Origin of the sequence: Nitratiruptor sp. YY09-18, assembly GCF_016593235.1 — a bacterium.
Taxonomy (GTDB): domain Bacteria; phylum Campylobacterota; class Campylobacteria; order Campylobacterales; family Nitratiruptoraceae; genus Nitratiruptor.
Genome location: NZ_AP023065.1, coordinates 348,775 through 370,100, shown reverse-complemented (window position 1 = coordinate 370,100; position 21,326 = coordinate 348,775). Strand labels below are relative to the sequence as shown.

Annotated in this window: 23 protein-coding genes and 1 other RNA gene; 7 read left to right on the top strand and 17 right to left on the bottom strand. The window is 39.9% G+C overall.

Translation table 11 applies throughout. From position 1 onward, the window contains the following. Window positions 1-30: 30 nt before the first annotated feature. Genes JG734_RS02185 through clpS form a run of 8 tightly spaced genes read right to left on the bottom strand, consistent with a single transcriptional unit; the run spans window position 31 to window position 7,546 of the window. The gene (locus JG734_RS02185; protein ID WP_201333404.1) at window positions 31-1,062 is read right to left on the bottom strand and encodes an LptF/LptG family permease; all 1,032 of its coding nucleotides are present in this window, start codon (window positions 1,060-1,062) and stop codon (window positions 31-33) included. 41 nt (window positions 1,063-1,103) lie between these two features. Continuing rightward, the gene (gene pth / locus JG734_RS02180) at window positions 1,104-1,670 is read right to left on the bottom strand and encodes an aminoacyl-tRNA hydrolase (protein ID WP_201333403.1); all 567 of its coding nucleotides are present in this window, start codon (window positions 1,668-1,670) and stop codon (window positions 1,104-1,106) included. Continuing rightward, window positions 1,670-2,206 (bottom strand): 50S ribosomal protein L25/general stress protein Ctc, encoded by a 537-nt coding sequence (locus JG734_RS02175; RefSeq protein WP_201333402.1) that lies wholly within the window; start codon window positions 2,204-2,206, stop codon window positions 1,670-1,672. The genes pth and JG734_RS02175 overlap by 1 nt, the downstream gene beginning before the upstream one ends. Window positions 2,207-2,264: 58 nt before the next feature. Then, window positions 2,265-3,422, bottom strand: a complete 1,158-nt coding sequence (locus JG734_RS02170; protein WP_236587006.1) for a type IV pilus twitching motility protein PilT — start codon at window positions 3,420-3,422, stop codon at window positions 2,265-2,267. Next, window positions 3,419-4,396 (bottom strand): transaldolase, encoded by a 978-nt coding sequence (locus JG734_RS02165; protein ID WP_201333401.1) that lies wholly within the window; start codon window positions 4,394-4,396, stop codon window positions 3,419-3,421. The genes JG734_RS02170 and JG734_RS02165 overlap by 4 nt, the downstream gene beginning before the upstream one ends. Further along, the gene (aat, locus tag JG734_RS02160; protein WP_201333400.1) at window positions 4,387-5,064 is read right to left on the bottom strand and encodes a leucyl/phenylalanyl-tRNA--protein transferase; all 678 of its coding nucleotides are present in this window, start codon (window positions 5,062-5,064) and stop codon (window positions 4,387-4,389) included. Before aat ends, JG734_RS02165 begins: the two co-directional genes overlap by 10 nt. After that, window positions 5,061-7,253, bottom strand: a complete 2,193-nt coding sequence (clpA, locus tag JG734_RS02155) for an ATP-dependent Clp protease ATP-binding subunit ClpA (RefSeq protein WP_201333399.1) — start codon at window positions 7,251-7,253, stop codon at window positions 5,061-5,063. Before clpA ends, aat begins: the two co-directional genes overlap by 4 nt. Beyond that, window positions 7,253-7,546 (bottom strand): ATP-dependent Clp protease adapter ClpS, encoded by a 294-nt coding sequence (gene clpS / locus JG734_RS02150; RefSeq protein ID WP_201333398.1) that lies wholly within the window; start codon window positions 7,544-7,546, stop codon window positions 7,253-7,255. Before clpS ends, clpA begins: the two co-directional genes overlap by 1 nt. 195 nt (window positions 7,547-7,741) lie before the next feature. Between clpS and bioD the strand changes: the two genes are divergently transcribed. After that, window positions 7,742-8,374, top strand: a complete 633-nt coding sequence (gene bioD, locus JG734_RS02145; protein WP_201333397.1) for a dethiobiotin synthase — start codon at window positions 7,742-7,744, stop codon at window positions 8,372-8,374. Here the strand turns inward: bioD and JG734_RS02140 are convergent. Continuing rightward, the gene (locus JG734_RS02140) at window positions 8,342-8,827 is read right to left on the bottom strand and encodes a glycine zipper 2TM domain-containing protein (RefSeq protein ID WP_201333396.1); all 486 of its coding nucleotides are present in this window, start codon (window positions 8,825-8,827) and stop codon (window positions 8,342-8,344) included. The genes bioD and JG734_RS02140 overlap by 33 nt on opposite strands. Window positions 8,828-8,883: 56 nt before the next feature. Here JG734_RS02140 and JG734_RS02135 point away from each other — a divergent pair, with 56 nt between their 5' ends. Continuing rightward, window positions 8,884-9,759 carry an aspartate carbamoyltransferase catalytic subunit gene (locus tag JG734_RS02135; RefSeq protein ID WP_201333395.1) on the top strand — a complete coding sequence of 292 codons (876 nt, stop codon included), beginning with the start codon at window positions 8,884-8,886 and terminating at the stop codon, window positions 9,757-9,759. Continuing rightward, a complete protein-coding gene (locus JG734_RS02130) occupies window positions 9,752-10,693 on the top strand; it encodes an aminodeoxychorismate synthase component I (RefSeq protein WP_201333899.1) in 942 nt (313 codons plus the stop codon). The genes JG734_RS02135 and JG734_RS02130 overlap by 8 nt, the downstream gene beginning before the upstream one ends. Here JG734_RS02130 and JG734_RS02125 read toward each other — a convergent pair. The 4 genes from JG734_RS02125 to JG734_RS02110 are packed head-to-tail and all read right to left on the bottom strand — an operon-like array spanning window position 10,644 to window position 13,897. Next, window positions 10,644-11,177, bottom strand: coding sequence for a hypothetical protein (locus JG734_RS02125; RefSeq protein ID WP_201333394.1), 534 nt, complete (start codon window positions 11,175-11,177; stop codon window positions 10,644-10,646). The two genes, JG734_RS02130 and JG734_RS02125, sit on opposite strands and share 50 nt — an antisense overlap. Continuing rightward, complete coding sequence (locus JG734_RS02120) at window positions 11,178-12,785, bottom strand: intermembrane transport protein PqiB (protein ID WP_201333393.1); 1,608 nt, start codon at window positions 12,783-12,785, stop codon at window positions 11,178-11,180. After that, complete coding sequence (locus JG734_RS02115) at window positions 12,775-13,353, bottom strand: paraquat-inducible protein A (protein ID WP_201333392.1); 579 nt, start codon at window positions 13,351-13,353, stop codon at window positions 12,775-12,777. Before JG734_RS02115 ends, JG734_RS02120 begins: the two co-directional genes overlap by 11 nt. Then, window positions 13,340-13,897, bottom strand: a complete 558-nt coding sequence (locus JG734_RS02110) for a paraquat-inducible protein A (protein ID WP_201333391.1) — start codon at window positions 13,895-13,897, stop codon at window positions 13,340-13,342. The genes JG734_RS02115 and JG734_RS02110 overlap by 14 nt, the downstream gene beginning before the upstream one ends. Before the next feature lie 150 nt (window positions 13,898-14,047). Between JG734_RS02110 and JG734_RS02105 the strand changes: the two genes are divergently transcribed. Together JG734_RS02105 and JG734_RS02100 are read left to right on the top strand one after the other, a co-directional pair. Then, window positions 14,048-14,389: a DUF2853 family protein gene (locus JG734_RS02105; RefSeq protein WP_201333390.1), complete on the top strand. Its 342-nt coding sequence runs from the start codon at window positions 14,048-14,050 to the stop codon at window positions 14,387-14,389. Continuing rightward, window positions 14,389-16,737 (top strand): ATP-binding protein, encoded by a 2,349-nt coding sequence (locus JG734_RS02100; protein WP_201333389.1) that lies wholly within the window; start codon window positions 14,389-14,391, stop codon window positions 16,735-16,737. Before JG734_RS02105 ends, JG734_RS02100 begins: the two co-directional genes overlap by 1 nt. Here the strand turns inward: JG734_RS02100 and JG734_RS02095 are convergent. The 4 genes from JG734_RS02095 to trpA form a co-directional block, all read right to left on the bottom strand. Beyond that, on the bottom strand, window positions 16,732-17,601 hold the full coding sequence (locus JG734_RS02095) for a glycosyltransferase family 9 protein (protein ID WP_201333388.1): 870 nt from the start codon (window positions 17,599-17,601) through the stop codon (window positions 16,732-16,734). The two genes, JG734_RS02100 and JG734_RS02095, sit on opposite strands and share 6 nt — an antisense overlap. Further along, window positions 17,598-18,230, bottom strand: a complete 633-nt coding sequence (locus tag JG734_RS02090; protein WP_255531409.1) for an SGNH/GDSL hydrolase family protein — start codon at window positions 18,228-18,230, stop codon at window positions 17,598-17,600. The genes JG734_RS02095 and JG734_RS02090 overlap by 4 nt, the downstream gene beginning before the upstream one ends. A 95-nt stretch (window positions 18,231-18,325) precedes the next feature. Further along, window positions 18,326-18,698, bottom strand: a transfer-messenger RNA (tmRNA) gene (gene ssrA / locus JG734_RS02085). 18 nt (window positions 18,699-18,716) lie between these two features. Further along, complete coding sequence (gene trpA / locus JG734_RS02080; protein ID WP_201333386.1) at window positions 18,717-19,457, bottom strand: tryptophan synthase subunit alpha; 741 nt, start codon at window positions 19,455-19,457, stop codon at window positions 18,717-18,719. Between the two features lie 75 nt (window positions 19,458-19,532). Between trpA and panB the strand changes: the two genes are divergently transcribed. After that, window positions 19,533-20,312 carry a 3-methyl-2-oxobutanoate hydroxymethyltransferase gene (panB, locus tag JG734_RS02075; protein WP_201333385.1) on the top strand — a complete coding sequence of 260 codons (780 nt, stop codon included), beginning with the start codon at window positions 19,533-19,535 and terminating at the stop codon, window positions 20,310-20,312. Further along, the gene (gene ruvB / locus JG734_RS02070; protein WP_201333384.1) at window positions 20,312-21,319 is read left to right on the top strand and encodes a Holliday junction branch migration DNA helicase RuvB; all 1,008 of its coding nucleotides are present in this window, start codon (window positions 20,312-20,314) and stop codon (window positions 21,317-21,319) included. The genes panB and ruvB overlap by 1 nt, the downstream gene beginning before the upstream one ends. The last annotated feature ends 7 nt before the right edge of the window (window positions 21,320-21,326 follow it).

Here is a 21,326-nt window from a genome sequence, read left to right as displayed (position 1 = left end):
GAAAAATTTGCCCAATATTAGCAAAAGTTTTTAGAATTTCTTATAAAAATAAAAAGACACAATAAAGAGGATTCCAATAGGTATCAATATTGCCGCCTCAGGCTTAAGTGCACCATTGAAAGCCATCTTCGCTAGGGTATAGAGAACCCCCCAACTAAAAAGCGTAAATACAATAGCACCAAAACTGAAGAGATTGAGTGAAGCTATACGAGCAGTAATAGGAACAAAATAGAAGATGATGATCATAAGAAGTGGTGCAAAAAATGGATAAAAGAGATTGTAGTAGACCACAGCTTTGAGTTTTTGGGTATCGATTTTTTGCTTATAGAAGAGTTCAAGCGCATAGATTGCATCAAGAAGGGATATGTTGCTTTTGCCTTCATATACGCTATCGAGGATTTTTGGTTTGTAGCCATAGAGTGTATTAAGATCACTTCTTCGCACCTCTATGTGGTCTCCAAAATTTTGCACAATTTTTGCTCCGAACAGATGCCAGTGATCTTGGGTAAATTTTGCTCTTTTGGCAGTGACGATCTTTTGAAGATTCCTCCCTTTGGTTTCGAATATACGAATATCAAAAGCCTCTTGCGCCAAAGGCAAGAGCTTATCAAAATAGACATAGCTACTATTGTATTTAAAATAGAGCTCTTTGGTTGCACTTTGGAGTGAGTTGTATTTGCGAATATTATCTGCATACTCATTGGCATAAGTAAAAGATGTGAGATGTAAGAAAAAGTAGATGAAAGTAAGCACTAATGAGGTCAAAAACATTGGTGCCAAAATCGCACGCTTACTGTACCCTAGTGCATAGAGTGCCACAAGTTCATTGGAGCGAATAAGCATGACTTTGAGCCCTATCATGGCAAAGACAAGTGATATGGGATAGAGGATATCAATACCGTGCAAAAATCTATAGAAAATGTAGAGAAGTTGGAGGTTTGCTGAATCTGGAAGCTTTTTGAATGCTTGTAAAAAGTCTAAACCTACAAAAAATAAAACCAAAGCACTGAGAATAATTAAAAAGTATTTGCTATAGAGTTTGGCTAAGTAGCGTTTTGCCATCGCGCCTCTTTAAAATTTTTCAGATTGTAGCAAAAAACTCTTTAGTCACAGCTTGGAGGTTTTTGGGAGTATTGACTTCTTACAACTTCAAGAGGTTTACGTGTAAGTTCTATAGCTGCATCGGCTGCTTTTTGGAGTGGTTCTTGAATGCAAGATAATTCTTGTGATGAAAAATCACTCAATACATAATGAATAACTTCTTCTTTTCTTTCAGGGCGCCCTATTCCAAACCGGATACGTATATACTCTTTTCCTATGGCTGCATCGATTGATTTGAGGCCATTGTGACCACCGTGACCGCCACCTTTTTTGATGCGGATTGCACCAAGACCGAGATCAAGATCATCATGGATAACAATAGTATGATCTAGATCAATTTTATAGAAGTTTTTGACCGCTTGGACACTCTCGCCGCTAAGATTCATATATGTAGCTGGTTTGAGAAGGAGTATTTCTCCAGCTTTAAAAAGTTCACCTTTGAAAGTCTGCTTGGAGATGGACTGAGGAGAGAGGCGGTCGATAAGGATATCGACCACCATGAATCCTACATTGTGCCTATTTTTCTCATATTTTTTGCCAGGATTACCCAATCCTACAATGAGAAACATTATTTCGCTTTTACAACACCCACAACTGCAACATGTTCTGGTGTCATATGCTCAACACCCTCTGGAAGTTCGATATCTCTGATGAGAATTGCATCACCTACATCGAGATTGCTTACATCAAGCGTAATGCTATCAGGGATATTCTCTATTGCGCCTTTAACTTTGATTCTTCTTTTTGAAGTGATCAAAACACCTTTGTTTTTGAGACCAATTGGTGTTCCAATAGTTTTGATAGGTACCATGTAGTAAGTTACTACACCAGGTTGTGCCACCATCAAGTCTACATGCAATAGATCGTATGTTACAGGATCTTTTTGGTACTCCTGCACAACAACTTCTAACTCTTTATCACCTACTTTCACTGGAAAAGCGAGTTTTTCCTTGTGGCGAACGGCTCTGATGAAATCGCCCTTCTTGAATGCCGCATTTATGTTTGGAAACTCTTTTCCATAAATGTTGGCAATAAGATAACCATCCCGTCGCAAAGCTTTTGTAGCTTTTTTGCCGGTACTCTCTCTTACAATGCCTTCTAACATTTCTCTTCCTTTTTTTAAAAATGGGAGCTTATTATAGCGAAATTAATTTTATTTTCACTTAAAGCTTAAGATCAATTATGCCATCCTCTCCCACAAGATCTGCACTCTTTTTCGTAGCTTCCACCTGTTTGAGCTTGAGCTTCAAGTCACCTTTGGATGTTGCATTTGCCAATGCCTCTTCTTCATCTATAATTCCTTTATCATAAAGATCGAGAAGTGATTGGTCAAAGGTTTGCATACCGTAGATCTTGCCACCTTCAATAGCTTCACTAATTTCACTATCACTTTTATCTATAATGAGAGAAGCAATACGCTCTGTTTTAAATAGAATCTCCAAAGCCGCAGCCCTTCCACCATCTTTTGTTTTGACAAGTCTTTGTGAAAGGATACTCTCAAGCACAGAAGCTAAGACTATGCGGATACGGTTTTGCTCCTGGCTAGGAAAGACTGATATTATCCTATTAATAGTCTCTTTGGCATCGAGTGTGTGGAGTGTAGAGAACACCAAGTGTCCAGTCTCAGCAGCATGAAGCGCCATTTCGATAGTCTCAAGGTCACGCATCTCACCAATGACTATAATATCAGGGTCTTCACGCAAAGCTGCCCGTAGAGCCCTTGCATATGAGGGAGTGTCCTGACCAAGACTTCGCTGATTGACGATAGAGTTTTTGTTTTGATGAACAAACTCCACCGGATCTTCGATAGTAATAATGTGCGCATTGCGCTTACGGTTGATCTCATCTAAAATTGCTGCCATTGTTGTTGATTTACCGCTCCCAGTGATACCAGTAACGAGCACAAGGCCTCTATGCAGATCTGCTATCTTTTTCACAGCCTCTGGTAACCCAAGCTCATCTATTGTTTTAATCTCAGTTGGAATGACACGAAAAACAGCCGAAACACCGTCTATCTGGAAAAATATGTTGCTACGGAAGCGATTTTTAGTATCATAGGAGTAGATGAGATCTACATCTTTTTGTTCTGCAAGCTCATTAAAACGGCTGCGCAAAAGCTCTTTAGCCAAAAGAAGCGCATCCTCTTTAGAAATAGTATCTGTAGAGAGAGGTACAATATCGCCATTAATACGTGCATATATTGGAGAATTGGCCTTGATATGTAAATCGCTTCCACCCAAATCTACAAGCTCTTGCAAATAGCGATTAAGCTTTTTGGTCATCCGAAAATCGTGGGAACTTGGGTTAAAGCTTTGATTCATGAGAGCTCCTTCAAAATCTCTTCAAAAGCTTGCACGAACGCATCAAGCCCCTCGTGCAAAAGTTCATCATAGACTTTTTTCATATCGATTCCGTTAGCTTTGAGCTGTATAAAAAACTTCTCAATCTCTTCATTTGATATAGGCAGCCTAGCCCTTTTGTCTCCCTCTTTGACAAAAGCTTCAATCGTCTCAACTGGAGCTGTGTTTATCGCTCTTGGAGCTACAAGTTCAGAAATATAGTAATGAGACGGATAGTTGCCACCTTTGACTCCTGTGCTTGCAAAGAGCGCTTTGGTATGCGGGAGGTTGCGTTTTTTGATCATATTGTAGATTTTTGCCGCATTCATTATCCCTACACGGCCAACTGGAAGTCCCTTTTGCGCTAAATAGGGATCAAGCTTTCTATCAAAGCGGCTTACAAAAATGCTCAAAACTGCATGGCTTTGTGAACCACTTTTGAAGCCTCTCTCCATCGCATCAAGACACTCATCTGCTTGCTTTGGCGAAAAAATGAGCGTCGCATTGACATTGACACCATCTCTTATAAGCTCCTCAATAGCTTCACATCCCGCTGGAGTCACAGGTACTTTTATCATCACATTGTCTCTACCAATTTTTGCTAAAAGTCTTTTTGCCTCTTCTACAGTCCCAAAAGCATCGTATGCAAGTCTTGGATCAACCTCTATACTAACAAAGCCATCATCTCCTTTATCATATAGTGGCTTAAGTACATCAGCAGCCATCTTGATATCTTCTATTGCTAATGCTTCATACTTTGCTTTTGCATCACCACTTAGTTTTGCTAGCTGCTCCTTGTATGCTGGTGAATTCAAGATTGCATTTTTAAAAATTGCCGGATTACTCGTAGCGCCATTGACAATATTTTGCTCAATGAGATTTTTGAGTGTTGTGTGAATGAACTCTCTTTCTATAAAATCAACCCACAATGAAAACTCGATATCTTCTAAAAACATATATCCTCCCATTTTCCATATTTTCCACTTTTTTGCAAAGCATTCTCTAGTTCATTCAAAAACTGCTCTCGTGCAATCTCTTCAGCTCCCATGCGCCTTAGATGTGCACTTGGAATCTGACAATCAATAAAATCAAAATCGAATCTTTTTGCTATATCACATAGCCTTACAAGAGCAACTTTACTCGCATCACTGCGTTTACTAAACATACTCTCACCAAAAAATACTCCACCAAGACTCAGACCATAGAGCCCACCCACAAGCTTCCCTTCATAGTATGTCTCAATGGAGTGAGCAAATCCCATCTCATGGAGCTCACAAAAGGCCTCAATGATTTCAGGCAGTATCCACGTCTCATCGCGAATATCTTTGCAGTTTTTTATAACTGCTTCAAAATTAGTATCGACGCGAACTTCATATTTTTTGAGACTCTTTTTGAGTGAGCGAGATATTTTGATATTGTCTGGATAGAGTATACATCTTGGATCTGGAGACCACCAAAGAATTGGATCACCTTCGTTGTACCAAGGGAAAATACCGTTGCGATAGGCTGTGAGGATGCGATGGGGACTCAGATCCCCGCCAAAAGCTACAATACCTTCAGGGGATGCGCGGCGAGGATCTGGAAATACGTAACTAAATCTACTTAGCTGTGGCACTACGATCATTTGAAATCGAACACCAGATACTCATTTTTATAGTCTACCTCTACTTTACCTCCATTACGGAGTTTGCCAAAGAGGATATGATCAGTAAGTGGCGTCTTGATCTCTTCGGCAATGACCCGTGCAAGCGGTCTTGCACCAAGCTCTTCACTGTAGCCTTTTTTTGCAAGATACTCTTTGGCTCTTTTGGTGAGAACAAGTGTAATGCCTTTGTTATCGAGCTGCATATTGAGCTCTTCAATGAATTTATCCACAATTCCCTCAACGATCTCAAGACTTAATGGTCTAAAGCGTATAATCGCATCGAGGCGGTTGCGAAACTCTGGCGTGAAATACTGCTTGAGCGCCTCATCAAATTTGCTCACTGACTCCTTCTTAAAGCCCATAATATTGGCTTCAGTAGCACCAACATTTGATGTCATTATGATAATGACATGTTTAAAATCTGCTACATTTCCATTATTGTCTGTTAACGTTGCGTTATCCATCACTTGCAACAAAATATTGATAAGGTCTGGATGGGCTTTCTCTATCTCATCCAACAAAAGCACCGTATATGGATGCTTACGGATTGTCTCAGTGAGTAAACCTCCCTCTTCATAGCCTACATATCCAGGAGGTGCTCCAATAAGACGCGATATGGCGTGTTTCTCCATATATTCACTCATATCAAAGCGCTCAAAATGTACTCCCATCGTGCGTGCAAGCTCCCTGGCTAATTCAGTTTTACCTACACCAGTAGGACCTACAAACAAGAACGATCCGATCGGTTTATTTGGCGGATTGAGTCCAGCACGACTGCGCTTAATAGCAGTAGCAAGTGCCTCGCACGCTTCTGCTTGTCCAAGAACGCGAGATTTGAGGCGCTCATCAAGGTTTTTGAGAATTGCCACATCATCGTGTGTCACACGCTGCGGTGGAAGACCTACCATCTTTGCAATTGTATCTTCGATATCATTGACTGTGACAACTCTACGACGCTTTTTGCGCAAGTGAAAACTAGCACCCACCTCATCTATGAGATCAATCGCCTTATCTGGAAGCTGTCTATCATTGATATATTTGTCACTAAGCTCCACAGCACTGCGCAAAGCACTCAAGTGATACTTCACATCGTGGTGCTTTTCATATTTGTCTTTGAGCCCTCTAAGGATCTTAAATGTAGTCTCTAAATCTGGCTCTTTTACGTCAACTTTTGCAAAACGTCTGCTAAGAGCTCTATCTTTTTCTAAAAAGTTACGAAACTCGCTATATGTCGTAGCTCCTATACACTTAATTGCACCACTAGCAAGAGCAGGCTTGAGCATATTTGAAGCATCCATGCTTCCACCCTGCGTCGCTCCTGCACCTACAATTGTGTGAATCTCATCGATGAACAAAATTGCTTCTGGAATCGATTTGAGCTCTTCAATGACTCCTTTGAGACGCTTTTCAAAATCACCTCTATACTTTGTGCCAGCCAAGAGTGCACCCATATCCAATGAATAGAGTGTTGCATTTTTAAGGATTTCTGGTACGTCTTGGTTTGCAATTTTAAGCGCTAATCCTTCTGCTATCGCAGTTTTTCCAACACCTGGTTCACCCACAAGCAATGGGTTGTTTTTCTTGCGACGACAAAGAATCTGCATAACGCGCTCTATCTCTTTATCGCGTCCAATTACTGGATCAATGCGCCCCTCTTTTGCCTCAGCCAAGAGATCTACTGTAAATTTAGCAAGATAACTCTCATCTTCGCTCTTTTTACTCGTTCGCTGCTCCTCTTTTGGTTCAGGACGATGGGATATCACTTCCAAAATATCAAGCTTACTAATTCCTTGCTCTTTGAGTAGATAGACACTGTATGAGTGCTCTTCATCAAAAATTGCCGCCAAGAGATCACCTACAGTCGCCTCTTTTTTATCGGCACTCTGGATATGGCGGATCATATTCTCAATGACGCGTGAAAGTGCCACGGTCTCAAAAGGCTCACGCACTACATTTGTTGGAAGCGGTTTGAGCGTATTTTCTAGATGAGCGATAAGCTTTTTTTTGAGTGTGAGCACATCAGCTCCTGCCTCTTTGAGTATCGCTTCACCCTCTGGCGAGTTGAGTACTGCCAAAAAGACATGCTCTAAGGTTAAATATTCATGACGGTGGCTTTTAGCGTAACGCACCGCTTCTTTAAAAATTGAGTTGAGTTGGTTACTAATCATTATTCTTCCTCCATTGTCGCTTTGAGCGGAAACTCATGGGCTCTGGCAAGACGATGAACCTGATCTACCTTTGTCTCAGCGATCTCATATGTGTATACACCGCATAAGCCTTTGCCCTCTTTATGAATTTTTAACATAATATTTACTGCCTCTTCATAGGTTTTGTGAAAAATCTCACACAACACATCCACTACAAAATCCATTGTAGTGTAGTCGTCATTCAGTAAAAAAACTTTATATTTTTTAGGCTCTTTGAGCTCTGTTATCTCTTGTGACTCTGTTTTTATCTCCATCTATTCCCTCTTTGTATATTCATTAATAATTATACACTTTTATAGGAAATATCAAGGAGCTTGGGAGAGCAAATTCATATTAACAAACTTTTAAGGTTTTGTCAAACTTGCACTACTTACCATATTATGGCCAATATAGGAGCCAAAATTTTCATATTTTGCAAATTTAACCTTAAATAGACTACAATTATTCTCATGAGACTCTTTATCACTGCAACAGATACAAATGTAGGCAAAACCTATACAACCAAAAAGCTTATAGAGCTCGCGGCCAAGCAAGGGTTACGACCAGGAGTGTGCAAACCAATTGAGACAGGTGTAGCAACTATACCTCTTGATGGAAAAGAGCTGCTGCAGACTTGTCAGCGCTTCAATCAATTTTATAAAGATATAGAAGTTAATGATATTGTCTTTTATAGTTTCAAGCTTCCAGCAGCTCCCTATGTAGCCAAGGGAGAGGAAAAAATCGATATTGGATTAATTTCAGAAAAGATAGAAGAGCTTGAAAAGAGTTGCGATATCCTTTTCATCGAAGGTGCTGGAGGTTTGATGGTACCAATTGAAGAGGATTACTATATGATTGATCTTATCAAAGAGAGCAAAGCTCAAGCTCTCCTCGTCACCCCCTCGCAGCTTGGCTGCATAAACCAAACACTTTTGAGTCTTGAGGCTCTGCGAAATAGATCGATCACACATTATTGGTATGTCAATCTTTTCAAAGATAAAGAAGAATTTTTTACAATTACCTATCCATTTTATAAGAAGCACTTTGGTCAAGTGCCTCTTGAGCTTACATCAGTATTTGATAATTATCTTCACAGGGATTGAGCTAAGTGGTCTGTCGCTATATTTAATGATAGTACGCCCTTCTACTTTTGCGTAGTTTTTATACTCAATAACTACATCTCTTTCGCGAGAGTATTTTGTGCGACAGCGTCTCACGACACGATATCCTGGTTTTGCTCTGCTTTGTGCGAGATTTTTGCCCACCAAAGTACCTATAACAGCCCCACCAATAGTTGCTGCTGTTTTACCGCTGCCTTTTCCAATTTGATGTCCCAAGATTCCTCCTGCAGCTCCGCCAATCACTGCGCCTACTGTCCCCTCATCTACCCCTTCATCTACAGGAACCTCTTCATTCCAGCACTCTTCGTATGGTCTTTTGCGAATCACCTCTTTATGTACTTCAACACTCTTATATACAGGGATATACTTTTTAAAAGTTATAGTTTCTGCCATTGCCAAAGCTGCAATCATACTCAGAACTATCAACTTTTTCATCTTCGCCTCCTCATATTTTTGTATAATATATGAAATTTTTGTGAGGCAATTGTGAAATGGCAAAACATCTTATCTCAACCAAAGATTTAACAAAGCAGCAAATCGAAGAGATTTTTACACGTGCGAAGAGATTTTTGCAAAATGAACCAGAAAAACTCCTAGCAAACAAGCTCATTATAACTATATTTTTTGAAAACTCCACAAGAACACGCAGCAGTTTTGAAGTGGCCGCTAAAAGACTCGGTGCTGAAGTTGTTAGCCTCGATGTCTCCAAAAGCTCAACCAAAAAAGGGGAAACCCTCTTTGATACTGCAGCCAATCTTGATGCTATGGGACCACATGCGATAGTTGTGCGTCACAAAAGTGCAGGCGTACCAAACATCTTGGCCCGCTACGTCTGTGCATCGCTCATCAATGGAGGCGATGGTGCACACGCGCATCCTACTCAAGCACTCTTAGATCTTTTTACAATCAAACAGTATATTCCAGACGTTGAAGGCAAAAAAATAGCAATCGTAGGAGATATCAAAAACTCTCGCGTAGCAAACTCCAATATTGAGCTCTTGCAGCGCTTTGGTATGGAGGTCATCCTCGTCGCTCCACCCCACTTTTTGCCAAAAACCTCACTGCGAAGTACTTACTCTTTGCAAGATGTGATCGATGAAGTGGATGTAATAATGAGTCTTCGCACCCAGACTGAGCGCCACAAATATCCCATCTATGCCTCTTTGAAAGATTATGGAAGTGAATATTGCATCACAAAAGATCTCATAGCAAATCGCAATATCATGATACTCCATCCAGGACCAGTCCATCGCAATATCGATATAAGCGATGAAGTGCTTGCTGATCCTCGCTGTAAGGTTTTAGAGCAGGTTAAGAATGGGGTAGCAGTACGTATGGCGGTTCTTGATCTTCTCATCAATGGATAGACTCTCATACTACGCAAAAAGAGGAATCCCTTTTCTCTTTGTTATAAGCTATGATAAGTGCAAGGTTTTTGCTAAACCTATAGAAGAGCTTCATAATATCTATTTCAAAGTCCCAAGTTTTAAAAATTACACCCTCCCACCAAAGATCTATCCTACAATCATTCAAAAAGAGCCGATAGATTTTGCCCACTATGCCAAAGCTTTTACATATGTGCAAGAGCAGATCCGCAAAGGCAACACATATCTGCTCAATCTTACATTCCCTACCCCCATCAAAACTTCACATTCGCTCCAAGAGATATTTTTTGCTACCAAAGCCAAATTCAAGCTCTATTTCCAAGATGAGTTTATATGCTTTTCACCTGAAAGATTTATAAAAATAGAAGATGATACTATCAGCACCTACCCTATGAAGGGAACAATCGATGCATCTATTCCAGATGCCAAAAATAAAATCCTGCAAGATATCAAAGAGATGGCTGAACACACGATGGTGGTAGATCTGCTGCGCAACGACCTCAACCAGGTAGCAAGAGGGGTAAGAGTCAAGAGATTTCGCTATGTTGATAAGATTCTTGCAGGAGAGAAAGAGCTGCTGCAAGTATCGAGCGAAATAGCTGGAAAACTCCCAAAGGATTGGACAGCGAAACTCGGAGAGATTTTTAATGCTTTGCTGCCAGCTGGAAGCATCACAGGAACTCCCAAAAAGAGCACCTGCCAAATCATTAAAAGAGCTGAAAAGTACGAAAGAGACTTTTATACAGGTATTTTCGGTTACTTTGATGGAAAGAATTTAGATAGTGGAGTTATGATTCGCTTCATTGAAAAGACACCACAAGGTCTTATCTACAAAAGCGGAGGCGGAATCACCTCTGATAGCGATGTCAAAAGTGAGTATCAAGAGCTTCTTGACAAGATCTATCTACCTCTGTAACTACAAAAGCTAGAAGCTTAGCAAAAATTTTGTCTATTGATTTGTACAAATTGGTATTCAGGGACTCCTCAAATCGCAATATTTTTGCCTGCTCGTTAATAAAAACTTTTCCCTCTACTATCATAGTATTATTTTTTACAAAAAGCTCATCAATGACAATATGGACCAACAATTGCGGCTTTTTGTCAAAATCCCATGGATAGCGGCCTACTGTAGCATTTGGAAAAGAGTTTTGCAAATAGTATACACCTCTTTGCATCAACCAATCAGCTATATCTTCGCTCAATCCAATATCTATATACTTTTTTTCATTCTTATCATAGATTTTACCCTCGAGCATATACCAGGGTAGATCTAGCTGCATCACTCCTATAGTGCACCTTTTTATACTTTGTTGTTGCGGTTGCGGGGCAGCAGGGATATAGACCTGCTTTGAACTACACCCTGCAAAAAAGATGAGTAGCAGAAAAATTAATCCTCGCATCTAATCTCCAAATACCACAGCATTTGGTTTTTTATAGATCTTTATCAAAAGCTTATTGAGTGATTGGGATGCTGTATCAATATCCTTGAGTGTCTGTTCGAGTTTTGCCTGGAACATCGAATCCTTTGCATAGCTTTGTGCTAACTTCTTATACTCTTTGAGAGTTTTTTGCAGCTCTTGCATAGTTTGTGCAAATTCTTGAGGTAAGCTCTTTGTAGCATTTTGCTCCAAAATCTTATGCAACTCTTTGATGCTCGCGTCGGTATCTACAAGGAGTTTTTGCAACGGCTTGCTGTTTTGTTTCATCATATTGCTAAATGACTCTAAACTCTCTTTAAGAGGGAGTTTTTGGATCTTATCGAGGATTTTTTGAATCTGCTCAAAGAATCTATCCTCCACACTCCTCTTTGATGGGAGCACCAAGAGACCATCAATTTTTTTCATCTTACGACTCTTCCCATCAAAGCTCAGCTCTATGTGATAGCTATTTGTAAGGAGATTGTTTTTTTGTAAAGTCGCAACAATCCCTTTTGAAAAAGCTTCTCGTAACCCCTCTTGACCACTGCGGTTTTGATCGCTAAAGGCATTGATATCAAGCATTCCTATAATTGTAGCTGTAATATCTTTGTCAAAAATTTTTGATCTGATATCTTTAATGTAACCTACTTTATACCCTTTAAAGAGTATCTCATCACCTTTATGCAGATACCCGCTCCCCTCTCCAAAATGTATCAACATTGGAATAAATTTGGCTCTCTTAGCTCCAAGCCTTGCACGCGCTGCTTCATCTTTGGAGCTGTAGAGCCAAAAGTGCGTAAGATTTTTTGATCTCTTTCGATGGAGATCTGTGGTACCAAATGCGATACCTCCCAAGAGAAGCTGTGAGATGGAAGGAGTTTTAACTTTGAGGCCACTTTGATCAATCTGCACGTCAAAGCTTTTGAGATTCCAAAACTGCGTCGTATCATTAATGTATCTATCAAATGGATGGCGGATGAAAACATATATCAATACCTCTTCACCATTTTTAGCGAGTTCCACCTTTTTTACCGATCCAGCTTCGAGATCTTTGTAGTAGATAGGCAGACCTACACTCAATGTATATGAAGAGCTGCTCTCCAATACAAATGTGCTTCCCTGGCTTGCATCGAACTCAAGTGGCGGAGACTCAAGACCCTTAAATGTATAGCGACTATTGCCTCCAAGCTTACTCTCCATTTGGATGTAACTTCCGCTCATAAGAGCATCGAGACCTCTTACTTTCCCTGCCGTAATTTCAGGCTTGACTATCCAAAATTTTGTATATTCATTGAGAAATGGCTCTACATCCCTGTTCATTCTCACATAGACTACTACGCCATCTTTTTGCTTGAGAATCTCTATCTTTTCGACTATACCAACTTTGACATCCCGAAACTTTACATACGACTGCTTTGGCTCTAGTCCTCCACTATTTTTAAAGGTTATAGTGATAAGTGGTCCAAGTTTTGTATAGTATTTGTACACCATCCAACCACCAATAATAAAAGCTACAATTGGGACAAGCCAAATAAGAAAATGGATTTCTCTCTTTTTGATTTTTACTTCAACAATCTCATCATTCTTCACAATTTTCTCCTAAAGCTCTTGGATCTAGGGCATTTGCGCTCAAAAGTGTCAATACTACCATGAGGGCAAAAGATGTCACTCCAATTCCAGGAATTATAGCTATATTTTTAAAGTGTATCAAAGCTACCAAAATTAAGACTACAAACACATCTATGAGTGACCAGGGTCCTGTAAGCTCAATGAGGAAGTAGAGCTTGATCTTTTCTCTTACTCTTTTGGCGCTGCAACGCATTATACTTATAATAAGGTAAAAAAGGATGATAAATTTGAGCATTGGAATAAAAATGGATGCTATGAAAATAATGATGGCAACAGGATAGTCACCACTTTGCCACATTGATAAGACACCCTCAAGAATTGTACTTCCATGAGACTCGGAAAACTTCGCAGTTTGCAATACAGGATAGAGGTTTGCAGGAATGTAGAAAATTATGGCAGCAAACAAAAAAGCAAGACTTTTGTGAATACTCTTTTTGCGATCATAATCCAAAGGAAGCGCACATCGCCAGCACACTTCATGATTTTTTGGGTTTGTAGCATCACAATAGAGACATCTAAGATACTTCACATCTTTCCTCCCAGATACTCCATAGCATATCTATAGGTTGCATACGCACCAAATATATTTCAATAATTATAAAAATTGCCAGTGACCAAAATGCAGGACCAAAGTAAATAGAAGAGTATTCATATATTTTGATCAGTGCAACCAAAATAGCTATAAAAAAGATATCGAGCATACTCCATCGCCTCACAACTGAGATAGCAATGAGAATATTTTTGCTAAGAGTACACAGAGGAAAAAATAGCATCAAAAAAGCATAGCAAAATAGAAGAACCATCAATAGCAGTGGAAAGATAAAGAGCACTAGCAGCGAAAAGAATGAGACAAATACAAACTCCTCATCAAAAAGGCGCAATATAGCTTCTAGCAGAGTCAATTCCCCCTGTAAACCGCTTATATTTATCGCAACAATCGGATAGATATTTGCTATTGTAAAAAATATCAAAGCACTTAGTGAAAATGCAAAGAGTTTTTGCAAAAGCAGTGGATCATTGCTATATAAAAAGCTCTCACATGTTGCACAATAGGCTGCTTCGTTCTCTTGCAAATGTTTCTTCTTATTGGGTGTTTGGCAATGGTGGCAGATTATAATATTTTTAAGTTCACTATTCATCGTAAAATAGTAGCATAAATTTAAGCCAAGCATTAGATTTATAAAAGTATAATGAAAGTACATCATAAAGTTAAGGAGTTTATTATGAACAAATTGCAAGAAAAAATTGCTCTTTACAAAGAGAAGATCAAAGAGATTGAACCAAAGTTTGATGAAACGCTGCTAGAAAAGATCACAAAGAGTCTTGGCCCATCAATCTACAAAAAAGATGCAGAGACTGTATCATGCTCAAGCCCCGATGAGCTAGAGAGAGTCAAGAAAAACTTTATCATCAAAAAGCTTGGGATCGATGCAAGTGATGATGAGCTCGATAAAGCTCTCAAAGAGGTGTGCGAAAAAATGGGCTCATCCAACCGCAATAAATATAGAGCAATCTTTTACTATCTCTTGGTTAAAAAGTTTAAAAAAGAGAATCTTTACTCTTAATGACACAGATCTATGAGAAATTAGGTCTCTTCTATCTTGGTAAGCAGGTAGATCAAAAAGGTGAAGAGACCGGTCTTTTAGAGCTTATCAAAAACAAACACCTTACTACTCATGCCGCAATTATCGGGATGACCGGTAGCGGCAAGACCGGACTTGGGATCGGTATCCTGGAAGAAGCGGCAATCGATAAAATCCCTGCTCTTATCATAGATCCAAAAGGTGATATGGGCGATCTGCTTCTAGCATTTGAAAATCTATCTCCTCAAGAGTTCGTACCCTGGATAGATCCTCTTGAAGCACAAAAAAAGGGACTGAGTGTCGAAGAATATGCAGATAAAATCGCTGCAATGTGGCAAGAGGGGATAGAGAGTTTCTACCAAGATAGATCTCGTATCAAAAAGCTCAAAGAATCAGCAGATTTCACTATCTATACACCAGGAAGCAGTGCTGGTGTGCAGATTTCACTGTTAGCAAGTTTTGATGCTCCAAGCAAAGAGATTATTGAAGATACTGATAGCTATAGCTATATGCTTGCAGCAAGTGCAAACTCCCTACTCGCTCTGTTGGGTCAATCGCAAGAAGAGGCAACAAATGAATTTATACTCCTCTCAAATATTTTGGATTTTTATTGGAAAAAGGGAGAGAGTCTCACTCTTGAGCAGCTCATTGCAAATATCATCAACCCACCATTTAAAAAGATAGGAATTTTGCCACTTGAGGGATTCTACCCAGCAAATGGGCGTACCAAACTAGCGCTCAAACTCAACAACCTCATCTCTCATCCATCCTTTAGCAACTGGATCAAAGGAGAACCTCTCGATATTGCAAAACTCCTCTACACCCAAAATGGCAAGCCACGAATGAGTATCATGTATATCGCACACCTCAGTGACAATGAGAGGATGTTTTTTGTCACATATCTCCTCAACAAACTCATTTCGTGGATGCGAACACAGAGTGGAACATCGGCTCTGCGAGCGTTACTTTACATGGATGAGATATTTGGCTACTTTCCGCCAAATGCAAATCCTCCGTCAAAAGAGCCTATGCTTTTACTCCTCAAGCAGGCTCGCGCATTTGGAATAGGTGCAGTGCTCTCTACCCAAAACCCAGTGGACATAGACTACAAAGGGCTTGCAAATATCGGCACATGGTTTTTGGGCAGATTGCAAACAAAGCAAGATATCGAAAGAGTTATCGATGGACTGCTCAAAAACAGTCCAGATGCTCTTGATAAAAAGAGAATAACCCAAATACTCTCAAATCTTCCTAAACGCACCTTTTTGCTGCGCAGCATCCACAAAGAAAATCTAGAAATTTTCAAAACTAGATGGGTACTTAGCTATCTCAAAGGGCCTCTAAACAAAGAGGAAATCGCAAGACTCATGGCAGCCAAAAAAGAGGAAAAAAATTCTGCACAAACTGCTCAGAACACTCTAAAGCCAAAAAGCTCTCTAGCACAAAAGCCTCTCGTTCCAGCTGGAATTGATGAATATTTTGAAATCTACAATCCAAGCACACAAACTTTTCGCTTTGCTCCATTTATTCAGGCAAAAGCTACACTCCACTACTACAACCAAACACGTGGTATAGATACTCTCCAAGAAGTTTGCTATGAATTTGCAGCGCAAGATATGGATCTTGAAGCAATGGAAGAGTGTGATGAGCGAAGTTTAGCTACAAAGCCACCAGAAAATTCCGTATTTGCTGCGTTACCATCCCAGCTGCTAAGTAAAAAAGGGTGGGTAACGCTAGCAAAAGATCTACGCAATATGCTCTATATAAATAAGCATCTTACTCTCTATAAAATTGCAAAACTACGTATTGAATCAACTCCTGAAGAGTCGCTTGAAGATTTTAAAGCACGCGCTTTGGCACTTTTGCGGGATAAAAAGGAGCAAGAGCGAGAAAAGATTCAAAAACGCTATGAAAAAAAGCTCAAGCAGCTGCAAATTAAACTCAGACGCGCTTATGAAAAACTCGAAAAAGAGAAAGAGGAAGCAAAAAGCAAGACTACCGATACAATCATATCTATTGGTATGACACTCCTTGACTCACTCTTTGGCCGCAAAAAGATAAAGAGCTCCACCATTGCAAAAGCTGGCTCTACAATTTCTAAAGCCAAAAGAGCCTATAACGAGTATGATGATATTGAGAGCGCAAAAGAGCGCATTGAAGAGTTAGAGCACGAAATCGAAACAATTCAAGAAGAGCTTGAAGAGGAGCTAGAGAAACTAGAAAATAGATATACATTTGAAAACTTTCCTATCCAAGAGATCATCATTAAACCACGCAAAAGCGAAATCAAAACAAGGCTGAGCCTCGTATGGAAGCAGATAGATTTATAAAAACTGCTCTAACTGCTTGAGACCGTCACTGATATCTATATTTTCATAGTAGTCTCCCACTGCAACTCTGTTGACTTTGGGAGGCTTGCTAAATTGCTTTTTGTCATAAAGTGCTACACTCCAAGGACCAAAAGGAGCTGAGCGTATCCAATTTGTCGCACCAAAAAGACCAATGGTTGGAGTTTTATAGACTGCTGAGATATGCATTGGGGCCGAATCCGTTGAGACAGTAAGATAGGCATTTTTAAGAATATTTTTTAGCTCTTGGAGATTGGTCTTTCCAGCTACTACCTCTTTTTTGCCTACAATGTGCCGAGAAAGTTCTTCTACATACTCTTGCTCGTTTTTATCACCTGTGAGAACAAATTCCAGACCAAATCTTTCATACAAAATTTCACTAAATTCATGCCACTTGTGAAAAGGCAAGCGCTTTGATATCCATTTGGGACTTGAGCCTACATTGAGCACAATATAGCTTCGCTCTTTTTTTGTAAAATTTACATCAAGTTCACCAACCAATCTACTCTTTTTTGCAATATCGTAAAAGATATAAGTAACACTTTGATCAAAATCTACACCTTTATTGTCGATGTTTTTGAAAAATGAGCGAATAAAACGGCTTCTATCGTTGTTTTGTAGATCTATAAAAAGCCCTAAATGCTCCTTTTTAAGCCTATAGATAAACTGCAAAACATCTATGATATTTTTACTTTTGAGAATAATAATATCCTCAAACTCATCTTTTAAGAGTTCATATCCCATTGGTGAAGTGAGTATTGTAGGTTTTTGTTCGAAAGCTTTGAATACCGGAATAGAAGCAGCAATATCCCCCAATGCGCTAAAGCGATAGATTCCAAACTTCATAAAACTTCCAAAATTTTTTTTGCTATATAGTTATACCCATCTTGGTTGAAATGGGTATTGTCAAGATAGAACGCCTTATTTTTTTCAAAATCATCATAGATTTTGACCACTTTACAGTTATCATTTTCTTGCGATAGCTCATCTAATATTGTGTTATAAAGCTGTATATCTCTGTTTCTAAATAGCTGCGAAAGATGAGGCGGAGTTTCGATGAGAATCACCTCTTTTGCTTGTTCTATAATTTTTTGTAAATTCTTTTTATATTCTTTGGGAGGGACGACATACTTTTGCCCTAAAATTTCATTGAGTCCAAGTTTGCGCGCAATCTTTTTATATTTTTTCACAAATTTTCTCGCGATTTTTCTCAATATATTATCCGGATAATAAAGAACATATGGTGCATACTTAAATGTCTTCCAGCTATCTACAAGACCATAAGCTATGATGACAAAATCTGGTTTAATAGATTTATACTTATTAAAAAGGATCAATCCTTCTCTAGTAGTACTCATGGTGATTCCACAATTAATCGCTTCGGCTTGCAATTCCTGGGCTATCAAATCAATATAAGTTTGACCTTTGAAACTATTTGCCCCTCGCATATTGCAATCGCCTAAGGCCAAGACCACTTTTTTTTCCAAATAGATTCTCCAGTAGTAGTAGTAAAGTTATTATAGAAAGATTGATTTTTGTCAGATATTGTAGCGTATTGAAGATTAATTTTTGGTGGAGGTGTCGGGAATCGAACCCGAGTCCGGAAACAACCGACCATAGGCCTCTACGTGCGTAGTAGCGCTGATTGATCTCGACTACTGTAGGCTCAGCGCCCGAAACCTACAGTAGTCCAGCCTCAAGGTGTCGATATCTGGCTAGGCAACCAGATATCCTAGCCCTCTAGAGGATGACCCCGCAAAATCCTATCCCAGAGGGCAGGGATAGGTGCGAGGGACCGTAAGTTCTTAACTTACGCTGCTACTGCGTAAGCCGGTCTGTAATCTGTATTGTTTGCGTCTATTTTTTTGAGGAGTTTTTACGGCGTTCCTCAAGCCGGCACGCAGCCTATGACCGACTGCTCCCGTCGAAGCCATGTCACCCCCATATTTTGGGGCAACCAGCTAGGAGTTGATTAATTCCTTAATCTTTCCTGAAAGCTCGGCAATTTTAGCAATTTTTTGGCTATTTGTCAAGCCATCATCCAGCAAAATTTTCACAAATGCACTTCCCACTATAACTCCATCTACATCTTTGGCCTTCTCTTTGGCTGTCTTCTCATTGACACCAAATCCTAGATACACCGGCGTATCTGTACTCTGGCGAATCCAAACGATAATTTGGCTAAGATCTTCTCTTTTTTGTGCACCTGTAATTCCGGCATAGGCTACAAGATAGATAAACTTCTTTGCATTTTCACAGATAAGATCGACTCGCTCTTTTGTATCAGTAGGTGCAACAAAATCGATGAGAGCTAACTCATGCTCATCAAAGAGTGGCCTATAAGCGAGCGCTTCTTCGTAAGGTAAATCTGGAATGATAAATCCACTCACACCAAGCTCTTTGGCCTCTTTGATACTTCTTTCTACACCTCTATGATAAAAAGGATTGAAGTAGCCCATCCATAGCGTATCAATTTCGTTGGCTACAGCCTTAGTAATATCTAATACATCAGCAAACTTAAACCCATTTTGTAGTGCTTTTACATTCGCTTCCTCAATCACGGGACCATCTGCTACCGGATCGCTAAAAGGAATTCCCAATTCAACACTATCTAATCCCTTCTCTTTCATAGCCAAAATGAGATCGATTGTAAACTCTTTGTCTGGGTATGCACTAGTAATGTAGCCAACGAGTTTTTTCACTACTATCCTTTGCCTTTTTGATTGTAATTATACACTTTTTTTGATAAAATGAATTTAGTTTCTAAAGGGGGAGAAATGGCCAAAAAGCACACTATCACCACCATCAAGGCAGCAAAAAATAAAGAGAAACTCGTGATGGTCACTGCCTATGATGCTCTCTTTGCCAAACTCTTTGCACCCTATGTAGATATGATTTTGGTAGGTGATAGTCTCAATATGATTTTTGCTGGCAGCCCCGATACTCTCAGTGCTACTATGGAGCAGATGATCTATCATACACAAGCTGTCTGCGCAGGTGCACCTGAGAGTTTTATAGTCTTTGATATGCCTTATGGCAGCTATACAAATAAAAAGAGTGCTCTTAAAAACGCAATACGTGTCTACAAAGAGACTACAGCAGATGCTATTAAGCTTGAAGGTGGTACTGAGAAAGCCTCTATCATAGAACATCTTGTAGAAAATGGTATAGCAGTAATGGGTCATATCGGCTTGCAGCCACAATCTGTTAGAAGCGAGGGAGGCTACAAAGTCGTCAGAGATGCCAAGAAACTCCTCCAAGATGCAAAGGCTTTGGAAAAGGCTGGAGTATTCGCAATAGTCTTGGAAGGTACAGAGGCTCATATAGCCAAAGAGGTGGCAAAAAGTGTCGATATTCCTGTCATAGGCATAGGAGCTGGCGTGGATGTGGATGGACAGGTGCTTGTGTGGAGTGATATGTTGGGTTTTTTCGAAGATTTCAAGCCAAAATTTGTCAAAAAGTATCTTGATGGAGCAACACTTGTCAAAAAGGCAGTGAGTCAATACGCCAAAGAGGTAAAAGAAGGAAAATTTCCGACAAAGGATTATAGCTACTGATGGAACGCATTGTAGAAGTTGAAAAATTTAGTGAAGAGAGCTGTTTCGAAAGCTCATTGCGTCCAAGTAGCTGGGATGAGTATATTGGCCAAGAGAAGGTCAAAAAACTTCTCAAAACCTTCATAGAAGCTGCTAAGAAAAGAGGTGAGAGCCTCGATCATATCCTCTTCTTTGGACCTCCGGGACTTGGTAAAACAACATTAGCAAATATCATCGCTCACCAGATGCAAGCCAGCATCAAAGTCACTGCTGCTCCTATGATAGAAAAGAGTGGAGATTTAGCGGCTATTTTGACAAATCTCGAAGAGGGAGATATCCTCTTTATTGATGAGATCCACCGTCTCTCCCCTGCAATCGAGGAGATTCTCTATCCTGCTATGGAAGATTTCCGACTCGATATTATCATAGGAAGTGGACCAGCTGCACAAACTATCCAGATAGATCTGCCACGCTTCACTCTCATAGGTGCAACTACCAGAGCCGGAATGCTCTCGAGTCCTCTGCGTGATAGATTTGGCATGCATTTTAGGCTTGAATTTTATACACCAAATGAACTTGGTGCCATTATTACCAATGCTGCAGCAAAACTTGGTAAGGGAATCGAAAAGAGTGCAGCCTTGGAGATTGCTAGGAGAAGTCGTGGAACACCACGTATTGCTTTGCGTCTTTTGAAAAGAGTGAGAGATTTTAGCGATGTGGCAAATGAAGATACGATCTCTCATGCAAAAGCCCTTGAAGCTCTTGAAGCCCTCGGAGTAGATGAGCAGGGGTTTGATGAGCTGGACTTAAAACTGCTACGACTCTTAGCCGAAGCAAAAGGGCGTCCACTAGGACTCGGAACCATTGCAGCAGCCTTAAGTGAAGATGAGGGGACTATTGAAGATGTAATAGAGCCCTTTTTGCTTGCAAATGGCTATATTGAGCGCACAGCCAGAGGAAGGGTAGCCACGCCAAAGACATATGAACTTTTAAAACTCACACCAAAAATCCAGAAGAGTCTACTGTAGGAGCATT